This window comes from Streptomyces sp. NPDC006476 (assembly GCF_040612015.1).
In the GTDB taxonomy this organism is placed as follows: domain Bacteria; phylum Actinomycetota; class Actinomycetes; order Streptomycetales; family Streptomycetaceae; genus Streptomyces; species Streptomyces griseorubiginosus_B.
Window position 1 is genome coordinate 270,870 of record NZ_JBEXPK010000001.1, and the last position, 24,277, is coordinate 295,146.

The window sequence follows — 24,277 nt, forward strand, 5'->3', positions numbered from 1 at the left end:
GAGTCATTCCCGGGGCAGCAGCGGTCCGAGCGGCCCGAGGTCCAGATTGAGGTCCTCGGGCCGCAGTCCGTACCGCTCGCGCAGTTCGGTCATCCGGTCGTCGAGGAGCATCAGCGTGAGCCCGATCCGCTCCTCCTGGTCCTCGGTGAGGTCGCCCACGTCGAAGCGGCGCAGCGCCTGGCGCTCCATGAGCTGGCGCAGCAGCTCCACGACGGTCAGGACGAGTTTGACCAGGTCGCGCTCGACGGTGTCCGGCTCCAGGTCCATCCGGCCTCGGCGTGCGGTCACAGCAACTCCCCCCAGGGCGACGGCACCTGCTCGTTGACCGAGCTGATCAGCGCGTTGAGATCGATGCGCACCAGATCGACGTCCGCGATGCGCAGCGTGATGTCCCCCGTGATGACGACCCCGCCGGCGAGCAGCCGGTCGAGCAGGTCCACGAGGGCGATCTCCCGGCGTTCGATGACGGTCATGCTTCTTCTCCCGCGAAGGAATAGGCGGCCCACGGCCCGGTGAGTTCCACCCGGATTCCGGGGCTGTCCACCTTTGTCTGGTCCTTGGTCCGGTCCACCAGTTCCACGAATTCCTCGGAATGGTCACGGGGCACCAGATAGGCGGCATTGAGCACATTGCGCCCGGAGACCCCGGACAGTGCGGGATTCTGCGGGGCGTGCAGCCGGGAGTCCTCGGCATACCGGGACAGCGTGCTGTGCAGACCGTTCGCGAACTCCTCCGTCTGCTGCCACAGATCCTCGTGCGCCCGCGCCCGCGTCCGCCGCTGCCGCAGATAGTCCCGGCCCGACGCCGGCTTCGGCGCGGGCTTCGCGCCGGTCTCCGGACCGTTCTCGACGTACACCTTGACGCCCCACTCGACGCGGCCCTGCAGCCGGTCCAGGGTGCGCCGGAAGTCCTCCTCGCGCTCCTCCAGCATGACGCGGACCCCGCTGTCGTCCCGGAAGACGGTGGCGAGCCGCAGGGGCAGCGGGGTGGTGACCACGGTGAGGGCGTCGATCACGCTCTGGTGGGCCCTCGCCGTCTCGGTCAGCCAGTCCAGGTCCTCCAGACGCCTGCGGAGCGGCTCCTCGGCGAAGTCCCGCTCCGGTACGTGACTCACCACGGCGATCAGGCCGTGGTGGGACAGCAGTCTGGGCGGATCGCCCGCCACACCCTTCAACTGGGCCTGCAGCGGCGCACCGAAGGGGCGGCAGACGGCGTAGACGTACCGCAGTCCGGTCATGGGGCCTCCTCCTCTTCCGCACGTTCGTCCGTGCGCTGCCAGCCGTCGAGCTCCATCCGCTCCAGCCGCTCGCGCAACTCGGCGTTCTCTCGGGCGAGTTCGCTGCGCCGGGCACGGGAGGACAGCGCGGGATCGTCCTCCCACCAGTCGATGCCCATCTCCTTCGCCTTGTCCACCGAGGCGATGATCAACCGCAGCTTGATGGTGAGGAGTTCGATGTCGAGGAGGTTGATCCGGATGTCACCGGCGATCACGATGCCCTTGTCGAGCACCCGCTCGAGGATGTCGGCAAGGTTGGCGCCCGAACCCTGTCCATAGGGTTCGGGCATCCGACGGGCCATGCTCATCGACGGCTCCCGCCGTCGGCGTACTCGTACTCGGGCTCTTCCTCGTCCTCGTACTCCGGCTCTTCGTCCTCCTCGTACTCGCCCTCGGCCTCCTCGAGCTCCTCGGGCTCCTCTTCCTCCTCGTCCCGGGGCTCCTCGTCCTCCTCGGGCTCTTCCTCGTCCTCGTCGCGCGCCTCGTCGTCCCTGGGCTCCTCCTCGTCGCCCTCGTACGACTCCTCGCCCTCCTGCTCCTCCTCGGCGACCGCGTCCTCGTGGCTGCGGACCACCTCGCCGTCGCGGATCTCGCCGCGCCAGCTGTCCTCGGCCTCGCCCTTGAGGGTGATGAAGCGGACGTAGTTCTTGAGGTCGAGCCGGGCCCGGCGGCCCTGGGCGCGCCAGATGTTGCCGGTCTTCTCGAACAGCCCCGAGGGGTAGTACTCGATGACCAGCAGCACCCGGGTCAGGTTGTCGTCGAGGCGGTGGAAGGAGACGACGCCCTTGGTGGTGCCCTTGGCGCCCTCCGAGGACCAGGCGATCCGGTCGTCCGGTATCTGCTCGGTGGTCTTCGCCTTCCAGCTGCGGTTGGACCAGAAGACCTTCAGCTGCCAGTCCGACTGGGTGTCGTCGGAGCGGCTGGCGTTCTTGACGCCCTTGGCGAAGGTGCTGAAGTCCTGGTACTGCGTCCACTGGTCGTAGGCCGTGCGCCGGTCCACGCCCACGTCGACGGACTCGATGATCACCGTCGGCTTCTTGCCCGCCCCGCGTTTACCCTTGCCCTTGCCCCCACCGAGGTTCTTGACGGCACCCACGACGTTCTCCTTGGCGCGGGAGGCGCCGAGCTCCAGTGCGGAGCGCAGCGGCCCCTTGCCCTCGGCGAGCTTGCGTCCACCGTCGAGAGCGAGCTTGGCGAAGCCGGGGCTGTTGCCCTCGGCTATGTCGTTCAGCTTGACGGTCGTCTCGCCGAGCTTGCGGCCGACGCCGGTCAGCAGTCGCGTGGCCTGCGCGGCCAGGTAGTCCTGCAGTTCGGCCTTGAGTCGGTCGGCGGCCTCGCTGTGGGCGAGGTCGGTCAGGGGGCCGGCCTTGTCGGTGGCCCCGCGCGCGGCGGAGCTCGCCGATCCGAGGGTCTCGGTCATCGCTCACCGTCTCCCTTCGGCAGGCGGGTCCTGGCTCCGCGGGCCGCGCCCCTGGCCGCCGAGCCGCCACGGCCGGCGGTCTTCTTGGCGGTCTTCTTCGCCGGGGCCTTCTTGCTCGCGGTCTTCTTGGCCGCCGTCTTCTTGGCCGGGGCCTTCTTGGCGGCGGACTTCGGGGCCGCGGTCTTCTTCGCGGCCTTCTTGGCGGTCCGCTTCGCGGGCTCCGCCTCGTCCTCCTCCTCGTCCGGGGACTCGTCCTCGGCCTCCGCGTCGGGGGACTCCTCCTCGGCCTCCGGTTCGTCCTCGTCGTACTCCTCGCGCGGCTCCTCTTCCTCAGTGTCCTCCCGCTCGGCGCCGTCGTCCTCCTCGCCGGAGTCACGGCCGCCGGCCTTGTCGGCCACGCCGCTGAGCTGGTCGTGGACCTGCTCCGTGCGGCTGTGCAGACGGTCGGCGAGTGAGTTGATCTGCCGCTCCACCATCGCGCCGGAGGCCGCCTTGCCGACCCCGCGCAGGTCCCCGCGCAGCTGGTCCCCGATCTCCTTGAACTGCGGGTTGTTCTGCAGTTGCTGGGACACCAGGTCCGCGAGCGCCTTCGGGCTCAGATGCATCCGCTTGCCGGCCACCATGGTGCCGACTGCGACCGCCAGTTTCATCTTCTTGGTACGTCCCAGAAGATATCCGGCCCCTACGGCGAGGCCCATTCCCGCTCGGTTCATCGTGCCGTCCCGTCGCCAGTGCCCGCGCCACCGCGCAGGCCTATCTCCAGCCGGTCCAGAAGGTCGTCCTCCTGTCGGTCGAACTCCTCCTCGTCGATCTCGCCGGCCTCCAACCGCTCCTCCAGCCGCGCGAGTTCGGCCCTGATCGCGGCGGGGTCGTAGTAGATGCGCTCCGCCTCCTGCAGGACCTGCCCGATCGCCCAGCCGCTGCCGCGCACCGGGGCGAAGGGCAGCAGAACCAGCTCCTTGATGAGTCCCACGACCTCACTCCTGGGCGACTCCCGGACCGACCGCCGTGCCCGCGTGCTCGGCGGCGTCCGGTTCGACGAAGCTGTACGGCGGCAGAGGGCCGTTGACGCGCAGCTCGATGTGCGGATGGCTGCCGCGGACGTTCTCCACCTCGGTCAGGAACCGGTCGGCGGAGTCGCGGTCCACCAGGAAGGAGACGTTGACCAGCCAGCCGGTGGACTCGGGGCCCACGCTGACGTCCGAGGCGAGGGGTTCCAGGGCGCTGCGCACCGCGGCCGCGTCCTCGCCCTCCCGGGCCTTGACGGCGGCGACCACCATCTCGCCGAGGCGCAGCCGGTCGTCGTAACTGCCGCCGCCCGACTTGCGGTTGGCCTCGGTCATGGCACGGATGTCCGGGTTGGCGGACATCACCAGGTGCAGCACGGCCTCTTCCTGGTGGGTGGCCTTGACGTTGTACTCGACCTTGCCCTCCAGCGCTCGCAGCCGCTCCTTGTAGTGGTCGACGCGCTCGGTCAGGACACCGGTGACGGTGTCGTCGTCGGGGGCGACGCTGCCGAAGCGCATGGGCAGCACCACCCCGGCCGCGCCCGCCTCGGCGAGCACGGTCTGGTGGGCGAGCAGGTCCTTGCGCTTGGGCCGCAGCCCCTCGGGCGCGTCGCTGACCACAGCCGTCAGCTCACCCGCCTCGAGGATCCGCACCGGGCGCGGCGGGTCGCCCACACCGGCGAGATCCTTCGGCAGCGCGGGGTGCGAGCTCGCGGTGATGCCGTAGACGTACGTGCTCACTCGTCGTCCTCCTTCCTGCGCGAGGAGGTGCTCTTGCGGGCGCGCGGCCGGGACTCGGTCTCCCGCTCGCGGCCCCCTTCGTCGCGTGCCTGCTTGAAGGCGCCGGAAATGGTCTCGGCGGCCCCCGAGAGGGCGCCCTTGGACTTGCCCTGCGCGCCGGACTCGGTCATCTCGCCGACCAGGTCGGGCAGGCCGGGGTCCTTGTGCGGACCGGACTCCAGGTCGAGCCGGTTGCACGCCTCGGCGAAGCGCAGATAGGTGTCGACGCTGGCCACGACGACACGTACGTCGATCTTCAGGATCTCGATGCCGACCAGAGAGACTCGTACGAACGCGTCAATGACCAGACCCCTGTCGAGGACGAGTTCCAGAACGTCGTAGAGGCCACTGGAACCGCCCCCACCGCCGGTCTGCTGTGCCGGGACAACGGTCATGCCGACCGCGCCTCCTTGTCTGTGGTTTCGAGTGTGTGAGCAGGTCGGCGGCCTAGCGGCCCCGCGACCTGTGTGCGTCGGCCCGCCCGCGTTCATAGCGGCGGACGCGCCGGTAACCGGTCAGCTGGCCGTCGGGGTCGAGTTCGACCTGATAGCTCGCCATCAGGCTCATCGTGTCCGGCACCCGGGCCAGTTCGAGGACCTCCACCTCGAGTGACCAGCCGTCCTCGGTCTGTTCGAACGACGAGACGCTCTCGGCGTCCATACCGGTCAGCTCCGCGAGCTGCGTACGCGCGTCGCGCAGCACCTGCATGGGGCCCGGCCGCTTGCTCGCCCCGCCATTCCCTTTGTCCGAATTTTGTGACTTGTGTGAACTCTGGGATTCTTGTGAGTCTTTTGTGTCAGACATGGCCACCTCTTGTTTGCGGGTGGCCGCAATATCAGTGGCCAAACCTTCAGGCGCCGCGCAACGCGTCCAACCTGCGCCGGGCCGGTCCCAGCGCCCGCGCCCTGCGGTTGATCCCGGCCCAGGGATCGCGGCGGACCTGTTCGAGGGCGTCGGCGATGGTCCAGCGGCGGGCGGTCAGGTCCGGGTCGTCCAGCTGGCTCCAGTCGATGGGGGTCGCCACGGGCGCGCCGGGCCGGGCGCGGACGGTGAGCGGCGCGACGGCGGTCTGCGCGTAGGCGTTGCGGCCCACGTCCAGGTAGAGCCGGTCGCCGCGGTCCTTCTTGCGGGCGGCGGTGGTGAGCCGGTCGGGGTGGGCCTCGGCGAGAGTGTCGGCGGTGTCGCGGGCGAACGCGCGGACCTCGTCGAAGTCGTGCCGCCCGTCGAGGGGCACCACCACATGCAGCCCGCGCGAGCCGGTCGTCATCAGCGCCGAGGGGAGTTTCAGCTCGTCGAGGAGCTCGCCGAGCAGCGAGGCGGCCTCCCGCACCGCGGTGAAGTCGTCGCCGGCCGGGTCCAGGTCGAAGACCATCCGGTCGGGCCGGTCCACGCTGCCCACCCGGGACAGCCAGCGGTGCAGGGTGATCGAGGCCTGGTCGGCGAGGTAGACGAGGGTGGCGGAGTCGTCGCACACCGTGTGGCAGACGGTGCCGCCCTCCTTGGCCAGCTCGACGCGGGTGATCCACTCCGGGTAGTTCTCCGGGGTGTTCTTCTGCATGAACCGCGGACCGTCGACACCGTCGGGATGCCGTTCCAGCATCAGCGGACGGCCCCGCAGGTGCGGCAGCAGGAAAGGGGCGGCGGAGCGGTAGTAGTCGACGAGGTCGCCCTTGGTGTACTCCTTCGCCCCGCCGTCCCCCGGGAAGAGCACCTTGTCCGCCCGGTGCACCTCCACCGTGCGGCGCCCGGCCCGTACGGTCCGTACGCCGTCGTCGCTCACCGTACGACCGCCTCCTCCACCAGCAGTTTCCCGGCGGCCGCGATCGCCTCGGCGTCGATGCCGGCGGCGTGCAGCTGCTCCTCGGGCGAGGCGGAGCCCGGCATGTCACGCACCGCGAGGCGCACCAGGCGCGGCACGGGCCGCCCGTCGAGGAAGGCGTCCAGGACGGCATCGCCGATGCCGCCCTCCTCGTGGTGGTCCTCGACGGTCACGAGACAGCCGGTGTCCTCGGCGGCCTGCCGCAGAGTGCGCCGGTCGACCGGCTTGACCGAGTACAGGTCGACGACCCGGGCCCGGATGCCGTCCCGCTCCAGCGCGTCGGCGGCGGTCAGCGCCTCCTGCACGGTGACGCCCGCCGCGACGATCGTCAGCCGGTCCTGGTCCGAGGAGCGCAGCACCTTGCTGCCACCGATCGGGAACTCCTCGTCGGGGCCGTAGATCACCGGGCTCTCGCCGCGCGAGGTGCGCAGATAGCGGACGCCGTCGAGGCCGGCCATGGCGGCGACCAGCTGCGCGGTCTGGTTGGCGTCGCAGGGGTACAGCACGGTCGAGCCGTACACCGACCGCATCATCGCCAGGTCCTCCAGGCCCATCTGGGAGGGCCCGTCCTGCCCGATCGCGGTGCCCGCGTGCGAGCCGACGAGGTTGATGCCGGCGCCGCTGATCGACGCCATCCGCACGAAGTCGTAGGCGCGCGTGAGGAAGGCCGCGAACGTGGAGGCGTACGGCACCCAGCCGCGCGATGCCAGGCCCACGGCCGCGGCGACCATCTGCTGCTCGGCGATGTAGCACTCGAAGTAGCGGTCGGGGTACTCCTTGGCGAAGAACTCGGCCCGCGTGGAGTCGCCGACCTCGCCGTCGAGGGCGACGACGTCGCCGCGTCCGGCGCCGAGGGCGGCCAGTGCCTGCCCGAAGGCGTTGCGGGTGGCGACCTCGTCCCCCATGTCCCAGCGGGGCAGCTCCAGGCTCCCGGCGGGCACGGAGTGCAGCATGCGGGCGGCGGGCGGTTCGTTCACCCGGACGCGGATGTCGCGCGGTCCGCCGAGTTCCGCGATCGCCTCCTCGGCCTCCGGCAGCGGCTTGCCGTGCAGGCCCTCGCGGTCCTGGACGGACTCCACGCCCTTGCCCTTGAGGGTGCGGGCGAGGATCGCCGTGGGCTGACCGGACGTCGAGACAGCCTCGCCGTAGGCCCGGTCGACGGCGTCGACGTCATGGCCGTCCACCTCGACGGTGTGCCAGCCGAACGCCTGGAAGCGGCGGGCGTAGGCGTCGAGGTCGTGTCCGTGCCGGGTGGGGCCGCGCTGTCCCAGCCGGTTCACGTCGACGATCGCGGTGAGGTTGTCGAGGTTCTCGTACGCCGCCTGCTCGGCGGCCTCCCACACCGACCCCTCGGCCAGCTCGCTGTCCCCGCACAGCACCCAGACGCGGTAGCCGGTGCGGTCGAGGCGCTTGCCGGCCAGCGCGATGCCGACACCGACGGGCAGGCCCTGGCCGAGCGAGCCGGTGGCGGTCTCGACCCACGGCAGTTGGCGCGGGGTCGGGTGGCCCTCTAGGCGGCTGCCGAGCTTGCGGAAGGTGAGCAGTTCCTCGTCGTCGACGGCGCCCACCGCCTTGTAGACGGAGTACAGCAGGGGTGAGGCGTGGCCCTTGGACAGTACGAAGCGGTCGTTGGCGGGGTGGGCGGGGCGGTCGAAGTCGTACCGGAAGTGGTTGGCGATCAGCACGGCCATCAGGTCCGCGGCTGACATCGAGGACGTCGGATGCCCGGACCCCGCGGCGGCCGAGGCGCGCACGCTGTCCACGCGCAACTGCTGGCCCAGCTCTACGAGTTCGGCGGTGTTCATGAGTCTCCTTCCGCGGAGGCGTCGGAACGCTTGACGGGGTGTTCGGGTTCGGGGCCACCGGGCTGCCCCTGGCCAGGTTCAGCATCGGAACCGGCCTGGTTCTTGGCGGGCTCACCGCCCGGTTGGTTCTTCGCGGGCTCACCGCCCGGCTGACTCGCAGCCGGCTCACCGCCCGGCTGATTCCTGGCCGGCTCGGGGGTGGATGGCTGCCCCGTGGCGGGCTCACCGCCCGGTTGGTTCTTCGCCGGCTCCGGGGCGTCCGGCTGTCCCTCGCCGGGTTCGAGGATCGGCGCGGTGCCCGTGTCCTCGGCCGTGGCCGCGCCCGGGCCGGAGCGGGTCGTGGTGTCGTGCTGTCGGTCCGGGCGGCCGGCCACCCGGGCCAGTTCCGGGGAGGCGGTGTCCAGCGGGACCGACCAGGAGCGTACGAGGCCCAACTGGACGGCCTGGCGCGGCAGTACGGCGTCCAGGATCCAGTCGGCGGCGACCCGGACGCGGTTGCCGGGCATCGCGGCGAGGTGGTATCCCCGGGTGACCGCACCGGCGAGCGGCCCGGACAGGTGGACACCGAGCGGATTGGCGGCGGCCTTCACCCCGCCCAGGTCCACGACGAACCCCAGGTCGCGGTGGCGGTAGGCGTGCCGCTCGCCGAAGCCGAGGGACGCGGCCACGTTGCGCCCTGCCACCTTGCCCTGCCGCCAGGCGTGCTGCGCGGTCATCGGCGTGTACTGGCCAGGGTTCTCCAGGTCGGGCACGGCCGCCGCGTCCCCGGCCGCGAACAGCTCGGGCCGGCCCGGCACCTGCAGGTGCGGGTCGACGAGGAGCCGGCCGCGTTCCATGGGCAGCCCCAGCGAGTCGGCGAGCGGATCGGGCCGTACCCCCACGCACCACACCAGCGAGCGGGTCGGCACGAACTCCCCGTCGGTCAGCAGGACTCCGTCGTGCGTTGCCTCCTTCACCGAGGTGCCCATCCGCACGTCCACGCCCCGCTCGCGCAGCACCGAATCGGCGGTGCGCGAGAGACGCTCGTCGAGTTCCGGCAGCACCCGCTTCGCGATGTCGAGGAGCAGCCAGCGCGGCCGTATCCCCTTGCGCAAGGGGTGTTTGCGGACCTGCGCGTCGGTGAACAGCTTTCCCTGCGCGGCGACCTCGGTGCCGGTGTAGCCCGCGCCGACGACCACGAAGGTGCAGCGCGCGGCGCAGGTCTTCGGGTCGTCCTCGGACGCGGCGAGCTCCACCTGCCGGGTGACGTGGTCGCGCAGATACAGCGCCTCGGGCAGCCCGCGGAAGCCGTGCGCGTGCTCGGCCACGCCCGGGATCGGCAGCAGCTTGTTGACGCTGCCGGCGGCGAGCACCAGCCGGTCGTAGCTCAGGGTCCCGCCCTCCCCCTCGGGTCCCGTGTAGTGCACGGTCCGTCCGTCGAGGTCGATCCCGTCGGCCTCGCCGAGCACCAGCCGGACGTGCGGCAGGGTGCCGGAGAGGGAGACCGTCACCCGGCGTGGCTCCAGGATCCCGGCGGCGACCTGGGGCAGCAGGGGCAGATACAGGAAGTAGTCGGTCGGGTTCAGCAGGGTGACGTCGGCGTTGTGCCGCATCTGCCGGGACAGGGTGCGGGCCGTCTGGTAGCCGGCGAAGCCGGCGCCGACGATCACGATGCGGGGTCGAGCCACGGTTCGCCTCCGGCGCTGTCGCGTGCGTCGTACGGAAACTTCCGCGTCCCCCTGGTCAGGGTCGCCAAACGTGCGCCGGTTTCCCCTCCGGCCGCCGGGTACCCGGCCCGGGACAGCAACCGCCGACGTCGCGGAGGCAACACCCCCATGCCCGAGTACGGCTACTTCCTCTCGTGCGAGCAGTACGGTCCCGCCGAGCTGATCGAGCAGGCGCGGATGGCCGAACAGGCCGGGTTCCAGGCGCTGTGGATCTCGGACCACTACCACCCGTGGAACGACGAGCAGGGCCAGAGCCCGTTCGTCTGGTCGGTGATCGGCGCGCTGTCCGAGGCCGTGTCGCTGCCGATCGAGACGGCCGTGACCTGCCCGACCGTGCGGATGCACCCGGCGGTGGTGGCACAGGCCGCGGCGACCAGCGCGGTGATGACCGACGGCGCCTTCCGGCTGGGCCTCGGCTCGGGCGAGGCGCTCAACGAGCACATCCTCGGCGACCACTGGCCGCCCGCCCACGTGCGTCTGGAGATGTTGGAGGAGGCGATCCAGGTGATGCGCCGGCTGTTCACCGGCGAGGAGGTCAACCACCACGGCCCGCACTACACGGTGGAGAACGCCCGCCTCTACACCGTCCCCGACGAGCCCGTGCCGATCGACATCTCCGGCTTCGGACCGGCCGCCACCCAGCTGGCGTCCCGGGTCGGCGACGGCTACATCACGATGATGCCGGACGCCTCCATGGTGGAGCAGTACCGCAAGGGCGGGGGCGGCGGGAAGCTGGTCAGCGGCGGCACCAAGGTCTGTTACGACCTCGACAGGGACGAGGCGGTACGGACCGTGCACCGGCTGTGGGCCAACGAGCAGCTGCCCGGCGAGCTGAGCCAGGTCCTGCCCTCCCCCAAGCACTTCGAGCAGGCGCAGCAGCTGATCACCGAGGACATGGTGCGCGAGAACCGGGTGTGCGGCGACGACGTCGACGAGCACGTCGCCGAACTGCGGCAGTTCGCCGACGCCGGCTTCGACCGCGTGTACGTCAACCAGATCGGCCCCGATCTGCGCGGCTTCTTCGACTTCTACCGTACGAAGGTGCTGCCGCAGCTCCAGCAGTCCTGACCCCCGGGGGAAGCGGCGATGAAACTCCACCGGCCCGTCGTCTCCGTCTACACGGTGCCGACCGACGCGCCCGAGGCCGACGGCACCCTGGCCTGGGACTCCACGACCATGGTGATCGCCGAGGTGAGCGCGGGCGACGCGACCGGCACGGGCTGGACGTACGGCCCGCCGGCGGTCGGTGACTTCCTGCGTGACGACCTCGCCCCGCTGGTCGAGGGGCGGGACCCGTTCGACATCCCCGCCGTGCACGACGCGATGTGCCGTTCGGTGCGCAACGCGGGCCGGCAGGGCATCGCGGGAGGCGCCATCTCGGCACTCGACATCGCCCTGTGGGACCTCAAGGCCCGCCTGCTGGAACTCCCCCTCGCCCGCGTCCTCGGCGTCTGCCAGGAGCGGGTCCCGGTCTACGGCAGCGGCGGGTTCACCACGTACCACGACACGCATCTCGCGGCGCAGCTCGGCGGCTGGGTGCACGGGCAGCAGATCCCCCGCGTCAAGATCAAGATCGGGGAGAGCTGGGGACGGGCGGTCCCGCGCGACCTGGCCCGTGTCCAGGCCGCCCGCCACATCATCGGCGACGAGGCCGAGTTGTACGTCGACGCCAACGGCGCCTACACCCGCAAACAGGCGGTACGGGTCGGCCACGCGCTCGCCGAGCACGGGGTGGGCTGGTTCGAGGAACCGGTCTCCTCGGACGACCTGACGGGTCTGCGGCTGGTCCGGGACGCGCTCGTCGTCGACGTGACGGCGGGCGAGTACGGCTACGACCTGCAGTACTTCGCCCGGATGATCGCGGCCGGCGCCGTCGACTGCCTGCAGATCGACGCCACGCGCTGCGGCGGCATCACCGAGTTCCTGCGCGCCGCCGCCCTGGCCCAGTCCCACGGGCTGGAGGTCTCCACCCACTGCGCCCCGCACGCCCACGCGGCGGCGGCCGCCGCGCTGCCCAACATCCGGCACATGGAGTGGTTCCACGACCACGTCCGCATCGAGGACATGTTCTTCGACGGCGCCCTGGACCCGACGGGCGGAACGGTGCGGCCGCTGTGCGGGGTGGGCCATGGTCTGACGCTGCGCACCGAGGAGGTGGAGGACTACCGGGTGCGCTGACGGTGATCCGGGTGATCCGTGTGCAGGTTCAGGCCTGGCGGCCGCGGCGGCGCAGTCCGGTGGTCACCGCCGCGCCCAGGCCCGCGGCCACCAGTCCGGCGCCCATCCGGGACCGGTTGCGGGACACCCAGTCCTGCGGACTGTCGTCGACCGCCTCGTCGTCGAAGCGCCCGTGCGCCCCGAAGTCCCGCCCGTGCGCTCCGTCCACCGGCGCCCACAGATTGCTAGGCCCGCCGTGCCCGCCCTCCTCCTGCTGGGAGTCGAACGCGGTCCGCGCCAGATAGCGGTCCAGGATCCCGGGCGCCACCGCGTTGGCGAGCAGGGTGGCCACCGTGGATCCGCCGACCCAGTACTCGCGCCGCCGTCCGTGCGAGGCCGCGTGCAGGATCGCCCGCGCCGCCACCTCCGGCTGGTAGACGGGGGCGACGGGCCGGGCCTTGCCCGGCATCCGGTTCACCACCCAGTCGAACTGGGGGGTGTTGAGCCCGGGCATCTGCACCATCGTGGTACGCACGCCGGTGCCGCTGTGCAGCAGTTCGCACCGCAGCGACTCGTTGAACCCCTGGATGGCGTGCTTCGCCCCGCAGTACGCCGACTGCAGCGGGATCCCGCGGTAGGCGAGCGCGGAACCGACCTGCACGATGGTGCCCCGGTCCCGCGGCAGCATGTGCCGCAGCGCGGCCCGTGTTCCGAAGACGTAACCGAGGTACGTCACTTCGGTCACCCGGCGGAACTCGTCCGCCGTGATCTCGGTCACCGGCGCGAACACCCCGGTGAACGCGTTGTTGACCCAGACGTCGATCTGTCCGAACGTGTCGGCGACCTGCTGGGCCGCGTCGTCGACGGCCTTCGCGTCGGACACGTCCACGGGCAGGACGAGGGCCTCGCCCCCGGCGCGCCGCACCTCGTCGGCGGCCGCAGCCAGGCCCTCGCGTCCCCGGGCCAGCAGGGCGACCCGGTCGCCCCGCGCGCCGAAGGCCACCGCCGTGGCCCGGCCCACACCGCCGCTGGCCCCGGTCACGACGACGGCCCTGCGGCCGCCCGGCACCGGCATCCCCCAGCGCTTACGCACCACGCATCACGCCCGGTGGTGCGGCAGCTCGGGGTCGATGTCGTCCTGGCGCGGCGCCGGGGAGCCCGTTCCGGTACCCGGTTCGCCCACGACAGGGGCGCCAGCCGCTCCGGCAGCGCCGCCCGGTGCGACGGGCGGCATCGGCGGAACGGGCGCTCCGCCCCCGGTCGGCGGGGTGACCGGCGCGCCGAACGCCCGGTCGCCCTGGGCGGCGGCCGTCAGTTCGGCCTCGCGCTCCGGCGTCGGCCGGGACCCGGAGGGGTGGGCCATGCCGCGCAGGACGTAGGCGACGATGCCGAGGATGGCCGCGGTGATCAGCGCGGCGGCCCAGTCGGGCAGACCGATGGCCAGGGCCAGGCCCACCGCGAGGGCGACGGCCGCGCCCGCGTACAGGGCGACGGCTCCGGACGCGGCGTACAGCATGGCCGTACGGCGCTGCTTGCGAGTCTGTTCGCGCAGTTCGTCACGCACCGTCTCGCGTGCCACCTGCGCCAGCTCGTCGACCAGGTGCTTGTCCAGATGCTCCAGATGATCCAAGCCTTCCATGGCCACCGAGTACCCGTACGGACGTACGCATAACGCCTCGCGCGCGGGAAGCCGCCGGGGACCACGCCGGTGATCAGGGGAACGGATCACCTCCTCCCGCCGCCCCAACTAGGCTCTTGCGCATGGACATTCTGGGAGCCACGCTGCGGATCTGCGTCGACGACCTGGAGAGGGCGGTGCCGTTCTACGAGCGGCTCGCGGGCAGCAGAGCCCTCCGTTTCGAACGCGGTGGCGTGCAGGCGGCCGCGGTCGGCTGCTTCCTGCTGATGAGCGGGCCCGAGTCCGAGCTGGAGGCGCTGCGCAAGGTCGCCGCGACGATCGCCGTCAAGGACGTCGAGGAGGCCCACCGGGTGCTGACGGAGCTCGGCGCCTACATCGTCGCGGGTCCGGTGACGACCCCGGGGGGCCGCAACCTGATCGCGATGCACCCGGACGGCACGGTGTACGAGTACGTGGACCGCAACGCGTAGCCCCGGCCCGGGTCCCGGGTCTCAGCTCTCCGCCGGCCGCATCCGGAAGTCGTAGTGCGCGGGCAGCGGCTCGTCGGTCAGCCGCGCCCACAGACGGCCGATCGACTCCGCGCCCTCGCGCAGGTCGGCGACCTCGAAGCCGGCCCGGAAGAGGTCCAGCGCCTCCTCGGGGCGCCCCTCCGCGAGCAGCAACTGTGCCTCGGTCAGCCGGAACCGGCCACGCGCCCGCGTCGCCGGGTGCAGCCGTTCCCACACCGAGCGCGCCTGGGCGGTACGGCGTACGGCGAGCAGCGCGTCGATGGCCTCGCGGCCCAGCGCCGCGGTGGCCGCCGTCCACGACTCGCCGTTGTCGCGCCGTTCGTGGCACAGGTCGTCGAAGGCCTCGGCGTACCGGTCGGCGGCCCGCTCGTGGTACCCGTCCTCCTGGTCGGCGACGGCGAGGCAGCGCAGCAACGGCCAGAGCGACGGGGCGAGTTCGAGGGCCCGCTCCCAGCTGCGCACGGCCTGCGCCCGGTCCCCGGCGTGCCACTGCGCGACGCCCAGGTGGTACTCGGTGAGCGGGGTCGCGGGCGCGGTCTCCAGCATGTCCCGCCAATGCGGGGCGACCAGCGTCTCGCCGGGCGGCCGCACCCGGCGCGGCTCGGGGAAGGACCCGGCGCGCAGCAGGTGCAGCCAGGGCGCCTGGGCCTCGCCCAGGGTGTCCTCGTCGAAGGGTGTGCCGGGCACCTTCCAGTCGGCGCGCAGCACTTCGAGCGCGCCCCAGCCGGAGCCGGTGGCGAGGACCTCGCCGGGCTCGGCGTCGGCGTACGGCTTCCAAGCGGCGTAAGCGGCGTCGACGTCGGCGCGCGGCAGAGCGGCCTCCAGTCGCGCCTCCGCCGCGTCGGCCGCCTCCGGGGAGCTCAGCGGGCCGTACGCCTCCAGCCACGACACCTCGCTCTCCGGATCCAGCCGTACGTGCTCCAGCTGGGTCCGGGCGAGTCCGGCCTGGATCTCGAGGTAGCCGCCCGTGCCGGGTTCGGTGAGCCACTGCTGCCAGCGACGTCCGCCGGGGCCCTGTCCCCAGAGGAACAGCTTGCGTCCGCGCAGCCCGTCGGTGGAGGTCTGCACGAGCCCGTGCCCGTCCTTGTCGAGGGCGGCGATCCAGCGGCGTCGTGTGTCGGGCAGGTCGTAGAAGTAGTCGGCCGCGTGGGGGTGTTGCCGGATCTCGGCGTTCGAGGGCGCGGGCACCCTGCGCAGGCGCCGCTCGTACCCGAACCGCCAGGCCTCCTCCGCCGGGACCAGGATCCGGCGCTCCTCCGGCACCGCGATGTTGGACCACCAGTACGTGGGCACGGGCCGCTCGTGCGGGTTGCGGACGCGGACGCCGACGTACAGGAAGTCGGAGCCGTCCGGGAGCCAGAGGTCGACCTGGAAGGGCAGGTCGCGCAGGCGTTCCCACTCCCACAGGCGGAGCATCTCCGTGCCGTCCGGGGCCGGGACACGGGCCGCGTGCAGGGGGGAGCAGGCGAGGGTGGTGTGGCCGGTGGCGCCGATGTTCCATTCGACGCCGCCGGAGAACCAGGCGCCGTTGAGGGCGAAGTTCGCGGGCTGGAACACCGGGTTGCGGTAGAGGAGTTCACGCTCGGTGGGCTTGTGGATCAGGGAGGCGAGCCGGCCGCCGAGGCCGGGCAGGACAGTGGCGCGCAGACGGTCGTTCTCGATCACGAGGGCGTCGATCTCGCGGGGTTCGCGCGATCGGCCGTACCCGTCTCGGACCCGGACGGGCAGGATGCCGCGCAGCGACCCGTACCCGGCCTGTCGCGCCTCCCCCACTCTCGGCTTCGCTCGAGCGGGGGCACCCCCACCTCGGGGCAGCTCGTCCCGGTCCCGGTCGTCGATGCGATGAACCTCGTGGAGCTGCCGCAGTGGGGGCAGCGGGTTGTCCGGGCCCAGTTCCGCTGCGGGCAGGGTCAGTACCTCACGTCGGATCGTCGTCACGATCACCATGGAAGCCGCTCACCGGGGAGCTGGCCAGGGGAGGTACCGGTCAGGATTCCGCAAAGGCGGACACGACGACATCGGTGAGCAGCGCGCCCGCCGTCGCCTCCGGATCCAGGTCGGGGTCGTAGATGGTGATGTTGAGGCCGACGCAGTGCGGGGAGGCGAGCAACGGCCGCAGCAGGGCGACGAGTTCGCCGGGCAGGAGGCCGTCCGGGTCGGGGCTGTCGACGGCGGGCATCACGGACGGGTCGAGGACGTCGGCGTCCAAGTGCACCCAGAAGCCGTCCAGTTGCGGAACCGCGAAGGCCTCAGCGGTGGCCCGGGCGAGGGCGTCGGCGCCCCACTCCCGGATGTCCCCGACGGTGACCACCGGGATCTTCAGCGCGGCCAGTTCGGCCCGGTCCGTCTCGAAGCAGTCCCGGATCCCGAAGAACCGCACGTCCTCGTCCCGCAGATAGGGCTTCCGTCCCTCCAGGTCGGTCAGGTCGTCCTGTCCGCGCCCGGTGGCGAGGGCGACCTCCTCGCCGCCCGCCGCGCCGATCCGGTCGGAGTTGCCAGGATGCCGGAAGTCCGGGGAGGCGTCCACGGCCACCAGGCCGTACCGTCCGATCCGGCGCAGCGCGAGGGAGGCGCCGAGCTGGATGGAGCAGTCACCCCCGAGGACTACGGGGAAGTCCCCGGCACGGACGTGCCGCTCGATGCGGTCGGCCAGTCGGACGGTGTACGAGGCGATGGCGGCCGCGTTGAAGACGCCGTCCCCCTCCCGCCACTCCCCCCGGTCGTACCGCGGTGGCACGACCACCCCGCCCTCCAGCGCGCCCAGCCGCTGCACGATCCGCTGCTCCCGCAGCGCCCCGGCGAGCTTGTAGCACCCGGGCACGGTCCCGGGCGCCGGCGGCCGCAGCCCCAGGTTGGAGGGGGCGTCCAGCACGACGACATTCCGCATGCGCGTCATCCTCGCCGACGTGGAGTCGGCAGATCAACGTCAAGCCCGCATCTCGGCGGTGACCGCCCAGCGCTCGTGGTCCCGCCAGGCGCCGTCGATGTAGATCATCTTCGGGGAGAAGCCCTCCAGCCGGAAGCCGCAGCTGCGGGCCAGTGCGATCGACCCGGCGTTCTGCGGCTGGGCGTTGATCTCCAGCCGGTGCAGCCGCATCGGGCCGAAGGCGTACCCGACGACGAGGTTCAGCCCCTCCCGCATCAGGCCCCGTCCGACGGCGTGCGCGAAGGCGCCGTAGCCGAGCGCCCCGCACTGGAAGCCGCCCTGGACGATGTTGTTGATGTTGATGAACCCGGCGATCGCGCCGTCGCCGTGCTCGCCGTCCTTCTCGCAGACCAGGAACCCGGCCTTGGTCGGGTCCTCGATCAGCCGGCCCGCGTAGGCGGCGTACGCGTCCGGGCCGTCCGGCGGGAACAGCCAGGGGTGGTGCAGGTCCTTGCTCTCGCGCGCGCGGGCCGTGAACTCGGCGCCGTCCTCGTAGGTGAAGTGACGTATCCCCACGCGGGGGCCTTCGGCGAGGTAGCGGGAAGCGTGTGGCATTCCGCCAGCCTACGGCGTGGACGGCTCAGCCCAGGGCCGGTTCGGCCAGGGTCAGCGTGCCCGCGTCGGCGTCGAGCTCGGCGGTCACGCCGAAGGGAAGGGTCAGCGCCCCTTCGCAGTGGCCGAACCCGAACTCCTCCGCCACCGGGACGCCGAGACCGCCGAGCCGGTCGACGAGCACCGCGCGCACCTCGTCGTAGGGACCGCACCGCGTCCAGGACCCGAGCGCGACGCCCCGGACGCCGTCGAGCCAGCCGCCGCGCAGCAGCTGGGTGAGCATCCGGTCGATCCGGTACGGCGCCTCCCCCACGTCCTCGATCATCAGCAGCCCGCCCCGGGCGCCCGCACGGGCGTGGGGCGTCCCGAGGTCGGAGGTGAGCAGGCTCAGACAGCCGCCGAGGATCACGCCCCGTGCCCGGCCCGGGACCAGGGCTGTGCCACGGGAGGCGATCGTGGTGACCGTCTCCGGGGCGAGAAGCGTTGCCCTGAGGTGCTCCTGCGCCCGCGTGTTCTTCACGAAGTCGACGCCCGCGGCGGCCGGCCCGTGCAGGGTGACCAGGCCGAGTCTGGTGGCGAACGCCTGGTGCAGCGCCGTGATGTCGCTGAAGCCCACGAACACCTTCGGCCCGGCGGCCCGCATCGCCTCCCAGTCCAGCAGGTCGGCCGTGCGCTGCGCCCCGTACCCGCCCCGCGCGCACAGCACCGCGTCCACCGACGGGTCGCACCAGGCGTTCTGCAGATCGGCGGCCCGGTCCGCGTCCGTTCCCGCGAGATACCCCAACTGCCCGTGCCGGTAGAGGACATGGGGTGCCACGACCGGGTCGAGGTCCCAGCCGCGCAGCACGTCGAGCCCGGCCTGCACCCGCTCCTCCGGCACGGGCCCGGCGGGCGCCACGACGGCGACGCGGGCGCCGGGGGCGAGCCGGGGCGGGCGCCGGAGCTCTCGTAGGGTTTCGCTCACTCCGACAGCTCCAGGGTCGGGACGCCGCTCGGGTCGAGCCCGAAGACCTGGGCGTAGAGGGAGAGTTCGGACTCCAGGACCCGGATCATGGTCTCGGCCCGGCGGAATCCGTGCCCCTCCCCCGCGAAGGCGATGTAGGCGTGCGGCACCCGCCGCCCCCGCATCCGCTCCAGGAACCGTTCGCACTGCGCCGGCGGGCAGATCACGTCGTCCAGGCCCTGCAGCAGCAGGAACGGCACGGCGATCCGGTCGGCGTGCTCCAGCGGCGACCGCTCCGTGTACCGCCCGGGCACCTCCGCCCGCGGCCCGACCAGGGACTCCAGGTACTGCGACTCGAAGTCGTGGGTCTCCCCGTCGCCCCAGGAGGCGAGGTCGAGGACCGGGTAGAGGATCGTGCCGCAGGCGTAGACGTCGGTCTGGGCGAGCGAGGAGGCGGCGGTCCAGCCACCGGCGCTCCCGCCGCGGACGGCGAGCCGGTCGCGGTCGGCGGTGCCCTCGTCGGCGAGCGCGAGGGCGACGGCCGCGCAGTCCTCGACGTCGACCACGCCCCACTGCTCGCGCAGCCGGTCCCGGTACTCCCGGCCGTGCCCGGTCGAGCCGCCGTAGTCGACCTCGGCCACACCGATGCCCCGGGAGGTGAAGTAGGCGATCTCCAGGTCGAGCACGAGCGGCGCCCGGCTGGTGGGACCGCCGTGCGCCCACACGACGTAGGGCGGCAGCTCGTCGGCGGGCGGGACGCACCCCGGGTTGTGCGGCGGATAGATATGGGCGTGGATGTCGCGTCCGTCGGGTCCGGTGAAGGTGCGGATCTGCGGTTCCGGGTAGTGGGCGGGGTCCACGGCGTCCTGGTGTTCGGCGCCGACGACCCGCGCCCGGCCGGTGACCGCGTCCAGCTCGACCACCTCGTGCCCGCTGCGCGGACTGGCACCGACGCCGACGACCCGCTCGCCGTGCACCGCGAGCGTGGGTGCGAACTCCGTCCAGGGGCCCGCCGCGTCGACCACCTCGCCGGTCTCCGGATCCAGGATCCCGAGCGCGCCGGCGCCCCGGCCGTGCACGACGGCGATCAGCCCGGTCTCCAGCGGCGCGAACCACCGGTTGCCGAGCTTCCACAGCGGCCCGCCGAACTCCTCCTCGCGCGGGCACAGGGGTACGTCGTCGCGGTACAGGTTCCACCAGCCGGTGCGGTCGCTCGCGTACAGCAGGGAGCCGTCGGCCGCCCAGTCGACCTGCGCGATCGACTCCTCGGGCCCGCCGGCGACCGTCCGCGGTCCGTGCAGGGTGCCGTCCTCGCCGACCCCGGCGACGATCAGCTCGGTGCCGTCCCAGGGCATGCGCGGGTGGTCCCAGGCGAGCCAGGCGGCGCTGCGGCCGTCGGGCGAGAGGCGCGGCCCGGTGACGAACCGGTGCCGCTCGTCGGTGAGTTCGCGCACGGCGCCCCGGTCCTGCGCGGCCGACCCGTCGAGCGGCACGGCGGCCAGGACGCGGCGTACGTCGGTGGATCCGTCGCCGGTGAACTCCTCCAGCACGGCCCACACTTCACCGCGCCCCGGCAGCAACTGCGGCTCCGCCCAGCGCAGTCCGCCGCCGACGAGGGAGACGGGGGTCAACGGGCTCGGTTCGCCGCCGGGTTCGCAGCGGTACAGCCGCTGGTCGGCGAAGTTCACGAACACCACGACGGGCCGGCCGTCCACCATCGCGCCGGCCCAGGGGTGGCCGCCGTACTCGATGACGCGGCTGCGGACGTTCCACGGCGCGGGCAGGACGGACTCCTCCCGGCCGCCGACGCGCCGCCGCACGAGGGTGCGCCGGCCGCCCTCGCCGGGTCTCGGCTCGGTCCACCACGCCTCGTCGCCGACGAAGCCGACGTGCTCGGGGTGCCCGTCGTGCGCGGCGGCGAGGGCCGCGTCGATGGGTGAGGGCCAGGAGCCGTAGGGCAGGGTGTGCACGTTCTCCCCCAAGTCCGATCACGCCGTCCGCAGGAACCGGTCGAGTACCCGGACTCCGAAGTGCAGTGCCTCGACGGGGACGCGCTCGTCGACGCCGTGGAACATCGCCTGGTAGTCGTAGCCCTCGGGGAGCTTCAGCGGGGTGAAGCCGTAGCCGGTGATGCCGAGGCGCGAGAACTCCTTGGCGTCGGTGCCGCCGGACATGCAGTACGGCACGACGTGCCCCTCGGGCGCGAACTCCTCGACGGCCGCCCGCATTCTCGCAAACGTGGGCGTGTCCAGGGGCGCCTGGAGGGCGACCGACCGGTGGTGGAACTCCCAGTCGACGTCCGGACCGGTGAGCCGGTCGAGGGTGGCGCGGAACTCGTCCTCGGCACCGAAGAGATACCGTCCGTCGACGTAGGCGACGGCCTCGCCCGGGATGACGTTGACCTTGTAACCGGCGTCCAGCATGGTCGGGTTGGCGCTGTTGCGGACGGTCGACTCAACCAGCCTGGCGGCGGGCCCGAGCTTCTCCAGCAGCCGGTCGACGTCCTCGTGGCCGTCCTCGATGCCGTGGAGCGCGGCCAGTTCGTCGAGGGCCGCGCGCACGGTCGGGGTCAGCCGCGCCGGCCACTCGTACGCGCCGATACGGGTGATCGCCGCGGACAGCCGGGTGACCGCGTTCTCCCGGTTCACCTTGGAGCCGTGTCCGGCCCGTCCGCGCGCGGTGAGCTTCAGCCAGGCGGTGCCCCGTTCACCGGCCGCGATCGGGTAGATCTGCCGCCCGTCGCCGTCGTGGAAGGTGAACGCCCCCGACTCGCCGACGCCTTCGGTGCATCCCTCGAAGAGGCCCGCGTGCTTGTCGGCGAGGAAGGCGGAGCCGTCCCGGGCGCTGTCCTCCTCGTCGGCGGTGAACGCGACCACGATGTCCCGCCGGGGCCGCACGCCGCCTCGCGCCCAGTCCCGCACGACGGCCAGGATCATCGCGTCCATGTTCTTCATGTCGACGGCGCCGCGCCCCCACACGACCCCGTCGCGGACCTCCCCCGAGAAGGGATGCACGCTCCAGTCCTCGGCCCGGGCGGGTACGACGTCCAGATGACCGTGCACGAGCAGCGCGTCGGCGGACGGATCGGACCCCTCGACGCGGGCGACGACGTTGGTCCGCCCCTTGGTCCGCTCCAGCAGCACCGGCTCCAGTCCGGCCCCCGCCAGCTGCTCGGCCGCGTACTCGGCGGCGGGCCGCTCCCGGCAGTCCCCGCCGCCCTTGTTGCTGGTGTCGATGCGGATGAGGTCGGAGGTGAACCGCACGACCTCGTCCAGTGCCCGTTCGTCAGCCATACTGCTCCTCCACGGCGGCCGAGACGATCGTGGTGACCGCCTTGAAGGTACGGATGCCCTCGTACATGGTGTCGTTGGTGTACGCCACCTTCCGTTCCCCGACCCGGTTCACTCCCGGCACGACGGTGGCGGCCATCGCGAGATGCTCGGCGTCGAACTCGACCGCGATCGTGAACGGCCCCGCCTGCACCGGTTCCTGACGGACCGCCAGCCGTGCGGCCTCCTTGGCGGCGGCCCGGATGTCCGCGGCCGTCCTGGCCGGGGTACGGCACACGGCCGCGTACCGCGAGACATGGTCCTTGACGGCGACCTTCAACGCCTCGGGCGCGTACCCGAGGGCGTCCTCGCAGGCCACGTCGTCACCGGTGACGAGGACGACCGGGACGCCGTACTCGGCGACGACGTGCGCGTTCAGCAGCCCCTCGCTGGCCCGGACGTCGTTCAGCCAGACGCCGGTGACCGAGTTGGCGAGATAGGTGTGCGCGAGCACCCCCTCCATCCCCGCTCCGGCGTGATAGCCCACGAAGGCGATCCCGTCCACGTCCCCGTGCTGCACACCCTCCACCATGGACAGCGACTTGTGCCGCCCGGTGAGCATCTCGGCCCGCTCGTCGAGCTTTTCGAGCAGCAGGTTGCGCATGGTCCAGTGCGCCTCGTTGATGAGCACCTCGTCCGCGCCGCCGTCGAAGAAGCCCAGCACCGCGGCGTTGACGTCCGAGGTGAACAGCGAACGGCACCGCTCCCACTGTGACGCCCCCGGCAGCACGTCGTCGGGCCACGTCACTCCCGTGGCACCCTCCATGTCGGCGCTGATCAGGATCTTCATGGGGGCCCACGTTACGCGCAGGGAGCAGACGAGGCTACGAACCCGGTCGCAGGGCGCGGCCGAACAGCTCCAGCAGCGCGGCCCAGTGCCGCTGGGTGGCCTCGGCGCCGTACATCGCGTGTCGGCCTGGGTGAAGCCGTGGCGGGCGCCCGGGTAGACCTCGGCGCGGTGGCGGACGCCGGCGGCGGTGAGGGCCTTGGAGAGGCGGTCGATCTGTTCGGCGGGGTTGGTCGCGTCCTGGTCGGCGTGGCCGAAGCAGAGCGCGATCCGGTCCGGGTGGGTGCCCGCGGTGCGCAGGGCGAGCCCGGCCCTCATGCAGTAACCGGTGATGCCCGCCTTCCCGCCCGCCGTCAGCGGGGAGGCGGCCAGGCGGTCGAGGTAGACGGCTGCGTCCCGCATGGCGCCCTCGGGGGTGAGGGTCCGGGAGGCGGACCGAGTTGCCGGATGATCTCCGGGCGCTCGGCCGGGTCGATGAAGTCCGGCAGGTCCACCACCGGTACGGGGCCGCTGCGGTAGAAGACGTTCGCCGGACGAGTGGACGGCCCTGCGGCGGGCGCTGGACACGGTGATCGCGCGCTATCGCGACTCTCAGCCAGTCGGTGGCCCTGGACTGTCTGAACGTCGCCCTGGACCACTGGCCGGCCTCGGACGGCGGCCTGAACCTGGTGGCCCTGCTGGACGAGGCGTTCGCGGCGCTGGGCCGGCGGGCCACAGCGGCGTAGGGGCCGGCGCCGGAGTTCCTGCCCGCCCCTGTCTCCCGTACCGTCAGCTCGTGCGGCCCGCCACCAGCCACTTCGACGGCAGTTCGATGCGGGTGCCGTCCGGGGCCGACTCCGTGGTGGTCAGCGGGAGTTGACCGGCCGCCAGGACCGTGAGGCCGGCCGCGCGCAGGTACTCGGGCACGGTGTCGTCGGCGACCTCGCCGGGGGCGATGCCGTGCCGGAATATGGGCGCGAGCTTGGGCGGCGGCCCGGACGGGCCCTGTGCGAGGCCCAGCAGGACGGGCTTGGCCGCCTCGGAGAGTTCGACCAGGAAGAGCCGGCCCCGCTCGCCGAGGAGCGTGGCGATGCCGTCCACCATCGGCTGCCGGTCCTCCGGGTCGGCCTGGTGGAGGACGCCCCGCATGTAGACGTTGGCGTCGCCGAGTTCGGCGTGCAGTGCCTGCGTCTCGCTCTTCTCGACGACGTCGAGCACCCGGTACGTCGCCTGTCCGGCGGGGTCGGCGTGCCGGGCGTGCTCGACGGCGGCCTCGGACAGGTCGGCGCCCACCACCCGCGGAAAGCGCCCGGCGAGGAACCGGGTCTGGGTGCCGTTGCCACAGCCGAGGTCCAGCAGCGCAAGGCCGGGATCGGCCAGATGCGGTTCGAACAGGGCCACATGGACACCGGCCGTCACGGCCGGATCCGCGTCCCAGAACACGGCCCCCTGTTCGTCGGGGGCCTCTCTCCAGAAGCCCTCCCAGGCCTCCCGGTACCGACTCGTCACGCTCATGCCGAACTCCCCAGGGTACGACGCCGAACCGCCTCAAGTGACGGGCCAGTACGGTCTATCGCGCCCGGATCGGCGCTACAAGCGCGCGGCGCATACCTTCACGCCGCATTCGATATACGTACGCCCCC

Annotated in this window: 27 protein-coding genes and 1 pseudogene; 4 read left to right on the top strand and 24 right to left on the bottom strand. The window is 72.3% G+C overall.

Translation table 11 applies throughout. The features are described from left to right. Window positions 1-3: 3 nt before the first annotated feature. Genes ABZZ74_RS01210 through ABZZ74_RS01270 form a run of 13 tightly spaced genes read right to left on the bottom strand, consistent with a single transcriptional unit; the run spans window position 4 to window position 9,774 of the window. Window positions 4-288, bottom strand: coding sequence for a gas vesicle protein K (locus tag ABZZ74_RS01210; RefSeq protein WP_165954739.1), 285 nt, complete (start codon window positions 286-288; stop codon window positions 4-6). Further along, the gene (locus tag ABZZ74_RS01215) at window positions 285-473 is read right to left on the bottom strand and encodes a gas vesicle protein (protein WP_133041853.1); all 189 of its coding nucleotides are present in this window, start codon (window positions 471-473) and stop codon (window positions 285-287) included. The genes ABZZ74_RS01210 and ABZZ74_RS01215 overlap by 4 nt, the downstream gene beginning before the upstream one ends. Continuing rightward, window positions 470-1,237, bottom strand: coding sequence for a GvpL/GvpF family gas vesicle protein (locus ABZZ74_RS01220; protein ID WP_356760839.1), 768 nt, complete (start codon window positions 1,235-1,237; stop codon window positions 470-472). Before ABZZ74_RS01220 ends, ABZZ74_RS01215 begins: the two co-directional genes overlap by 4 nt. After that, window positions 1,234-1,584 (bottom strand): gas vesicle protein, encoded by a 351-nt coding sequence (locus tag ABZZ74_RS01225; protein ID WP_356760840.1) that lies wholly within the window; start codon window positions 1,582-1,584, stop codon window positions 1,234-1,236. The genes ABZZ74_RS01220 and ABZZ74_RS01225 overlap by 4 nt, the downstream gene beginning before the upstream one ends. Then, the gene (locus ABZZ74_RS01230) at window positions 1,581-2,696 is read right to left on the bottom strand and encodes an SRPBCC family protein (RefSeq protein ID WP_356760842.1); all 1,116 of its coding nucleotides are present in this window, start codon (window positions 2,694-2,696) and stop codon (window positions 1,581-1,583) included. Before ABZZ74_RS01230 ends, ABZZ74_RS01225 begins: the two co-directional genes overlap by 4 nt. Continuing rightward, complete coding sequence (locus ABZZ74_RS01235; protein WP_356760844.1) at window positions 2,693-3,409, bottom strand: DNA primase; 717 nt, start codon at window positions 3,407-3,409, stop codon at window positions 2,693-2,695. The genes ABZZ74_RS01230 and ABZZ74_RS01235 overlap by 4 nt, the downstream gene beginning before the upstream one ends. Next, window positions 3,406-3,669, bottom strand: coding sequence for a gas vesicle protein GvpG (locus tag ABZZ74_RS01240; RefSeq protein WP_356760845.1), 264 nt, complete (start codon window positions 3,667-3,669; stop codon window positions 3,406-3,408). The genes ABZZ74_RS01235 and ABZZ74_RS01240 overlap by 4 nt, the downstream gene beginning before the upstream one ends. A 4-nt stretch (window positions 3,670-3,673) precedes the next feature. Next, on the bottom strand, window positions 3,674-4,444 hold the full coding sequence (locus tag ABZZ74_RS01245; protein WP_356760847.1) for a GvpL/GvpF family gas vesicle protein: 771 nt from the start codon (window positions 4,442-4,444) through the stop codon (window positions 3,674-3,676). Further along, a complete protein-coding gene (locus ABZZ74_RS01250; RefSeq protein ID WP_356760849.1) occupies window positions 4,441-4,878 on the bottom strand; it encodes a gas vesicle structural protein GvpA in 438 nt (145 codons plus the stop codon). Before ABZZ74_RS01250 ends, ABZZ74_RS01245 begins: the two co-directional genes overlap by 4 nt. Before the next feature lie 52 nt (window positions 4,879-4,930). Beyond that, window positions 4,931-5,287, bottom strand: coding sequence for a gas vesicle protein (locus ABZZ74_RS01255; protein ID WP_356760851.1), 357 nt, complete (start codon window positions 5,285-5,287; stop codon window positions 4,931-4,933). Between the two features lie 46 nt (window positions 5,288-5,333). Next, complete coding sequence (ligD, locus tag ABZZ74_RS01260) at window positions 5,334-6,263, bottom strand: non-homologous end-joining DNA ligase (protein WP_356760852.1); 930 nt, start codon at window positions 6,261-6,263, stop codon at window positions 5,334-5,336. Beyond that, complete coding sequence (locus tag ABZZ74_RS01265; protein WP_356760854.1) at window positions 6,260-8,107, bottom strand: transketolase; 1,848 nt, start codon at window positions 8,105-8,107, stop codon at window positions 6,260-6,262. The genes ligD and ABZZ74_RS01265 overlap by 4 nt, the downstream gene beginning before the upstream one ends. Next, on the bottom strand, window positions 8,104-9,774 hold the full coding sequence (locus ABZZ74_RS01270) for an FAD-dependent oxidoreductase (protein WP_356760856.1): 1,671 nt from the start codon (window positions 9,772-9,774) through the stop codon (window positions 8,104-8,106). Before ABZZ74_RS01270 ends, ABZZ74_RS01265 begins: the two co-directional genes overlap by 4 nt. Before the next feature lie 147 nt (window positions 9,775-9,921). On the opposite strand from ABZZ74_RS01270, the gene ABZZ74_RS01275 reads away from it, so the two are divergent. Together ABZZ74_RS01275 and ABZZ74_RS01280 are read left to right on the top strand one after the other, a co-directional pair. Beyond that, window positions 9,922-10,881 carry an LLM class F420-dependent oxidoreductase gene (locus ABZZ74_RS01275; RefSeq protein WP_356760858.1) on the top strand — a complete coding sequence of 320 codons (960 nt, stop codon included), beginning with the start codon at window positions 9,922-9,924 and terminating at the stop codon, window positions 10,879-10,881. A gap of 18 nt (window positions 10,882-10,899) precedes the next feature. Next, on the top strand, window positions 10,900-11,991 hold the full coding sequence (locus ABZZ74_RS01280; RefSeq protein ID WP_356760860.1) for an enolase C-terminal domain-like protein: 1,092 nt from the start codon (window positions 10,900-10,902) through the stop codon (window positions 11,989-11,991). A gap of 28 nt (window positions 11,992-12,019) precedes the next feature. On the opposite strand, the gene ABZZ74_RS01285 is transcribed toward ABZZ74_RS01280, so the two are convergent. After that, a complete protein-coding gene (locus ABZZ74_RS01285; RefSeq protein WP_356761095.1) occupies window positions 12,020-13,045 on the bottom strand; it encodes an SDR family oxidoreductase in 1,026 nt (341 codons plus the stop codon). A gap of 24 nt (window positions 13,046-13,069) precedes the next feature. Further along, the gene (locus ABZZ74_RS01290) at window positions 13,070-13,609 is read right to left on the bottom strand and encodes a phage holin family protein (RefSeq protein WP_356760861.1); all 540 of its coding nucleotides are present in this window, start codon (window positions 13,607-13,609) and stop codon (window positions 13,070-13,072) included. 122 nt (window positions 13,610-13,731) lie between these two features. Here ABZZ74_RS01290 and ABZZ74_RS01295 point away from each other — a divergent pair, with 122 nt between their 5' ends. Beyond that, window positions 13,732-14,079: a VOC family protein gene (locus ABZZ74_RS01295; protein WP_356760863.1), complete on the top strand. Its 348-nt coding sequence runs from the start codon at window positions 13,732-13,734 to the stop codon at window positions 14,077-14,079. A gap of 21 nt (window positions 14,080-14,100) precedes the next feature. Here the strand turns inward: ABZZ74_RS01295 and ABZZ74_RS01300 are convergent, their stop codons facing one another. The 8 genes and pseudogenes from ABZZ74_RS01300 to ABZZ74_RS01335 all read right to left on the bottom strand — a co-directional run. Continuing rightward, window positions 14,101-16,065 carry a DUF5107 domain-containing protein gene (locus tag ABZZ74_RS01300; RefSeq protein WP_356760865.1) on the bottom strand — a complete coding sequence of 655 codons (1,965 nt, stop codon included), beginning with the start codon at window positions 16,063-16,065 and terminating at the stop codon, window positions 14,101-14,103. Window positions 16,066-16,105: 40 nt separating this feature from the next. After that, the gene (locus ABZZ74_RS01305; protein ID WP_356760866.1) at window positions 16,106-17,005 is read right to left on the bottom strand and encodes an arginase family protein; all 900 of its coding nucleotides are present in this window, start codon (window positions 17,003-17,005) and stop codon (window positions 16,106-16,108) included. Window positions 17,006-17,044: 39 nt separating this feature from the next. Next, window positions 17,045-17,599 carry a GNAT family protein gene (locus ABZZ74_RS01310; RefSeq protein WP_356760868.1) on the bottom strand — a complete coding sequence of 185 codons (555 nt, stop codon included), beginning with the start codon at window positions 17,597-17,599 and terminating at the stop codon, window positions 17,045-17,047. Window positions 17,600-17,624: 25 nt separating this feature from the next. Further along, complete coding sequence (locus ABZZ74_RS01315) at window positions 17,625-18,560, bottom strand: LD-carboxypeptidase (RefSeq protein WP_356760869.1); 936 nt, start codon at window positions 18,558-18,560, stop codon at window positions 17,625-17,627. After that, window positions 18,557-20,509 (bottom strand): prolyl oligopeptidase family serine peptidase, encoded by a 1,953-nt coding sequence (locus tag ABZZ74_RS01320; protein WP_356760871.1) that lies wholly within the window; start codon window positions 20,507-20,509, stop codon window positions 18,557-18,559. The genes ABZZ74_RS01315 and ABZZ74_RS01320 overlap by 4 nt, the downstream gene beginning before the upstream one ends. A gap of 18 nt (window positions 20,510-20,527) precedes the next feature. Then, on the bottom strand, window positions 20,528-21,832 hold the full coding sequence (locus ABZZ74_RS01325) for a M20/M25/M40 family metallo-hydrolase (RefSeq protein ID WP_356760873.1): 1,305 nt from the start codon (window positions 21,830-21,832) through the stop codon (window positions 20,528-20,530). Next, window positions 21,825-22,658: a M55 family metallopeptidase gene (locus ABZZ74_RS01330; RefSeq protein ID WP_356760875.1), complete on the bottom strand. Its 834-nt coding sequence runs from the start codon at window positions 22,656-22,658 to the stop codon at window positions 21,825-21,827. The genes ABZZ74_RS01325 and ABZZ74_RS01330 overlap by 8 nt, the downstream gene beginning before the upstream one ends. A gap of 34 nt (window positions 22,659-22,692) precedes the next feature. Then, window positions 22,693-23,182, bottom strand: a pseudogene (locus tag ABZZ74_RS01335) (dienelactone hydrolase family protein); the annotation flags it as partial. 75 nt (window positions 23,183-23,257) lie between these two features. On the opposite strand from ABZZ74_RS01335, the gene ABZZ74_RS01340 reads away from it, so the two are divergent. Further along, on the top strand, window positions 23,258-23,380 hold the full coding sequence (locus ABZZ74_RS01340; protein ID WP_356761107.1) for a hypothetical protein: 123 nt from the start codon (window positions 23,258-23,260) through the stop codon (window positions 23,378-23,380). Window positions 23,381-23,423: 43 nt separating this feature from the next. Here the strand turns inward: ABZZ74_RS01340 and ABZZ74_RS01345 are convergent, their stop codons facing one another. Further along, complete coding sequence (locus tag ABZZ74_RS01345) at window positions 23,424-24,149, bottom strand: class I SAM-dependent methyltransferase (RefSeq protein WP_356760877.1); 726 nt, start codon at window positions 24,147-24,149, stop codon at window positions 23,424-23,426. Between the last annotated feature and the right edge of the window lie 128 nt (window positions 24,150-24,277).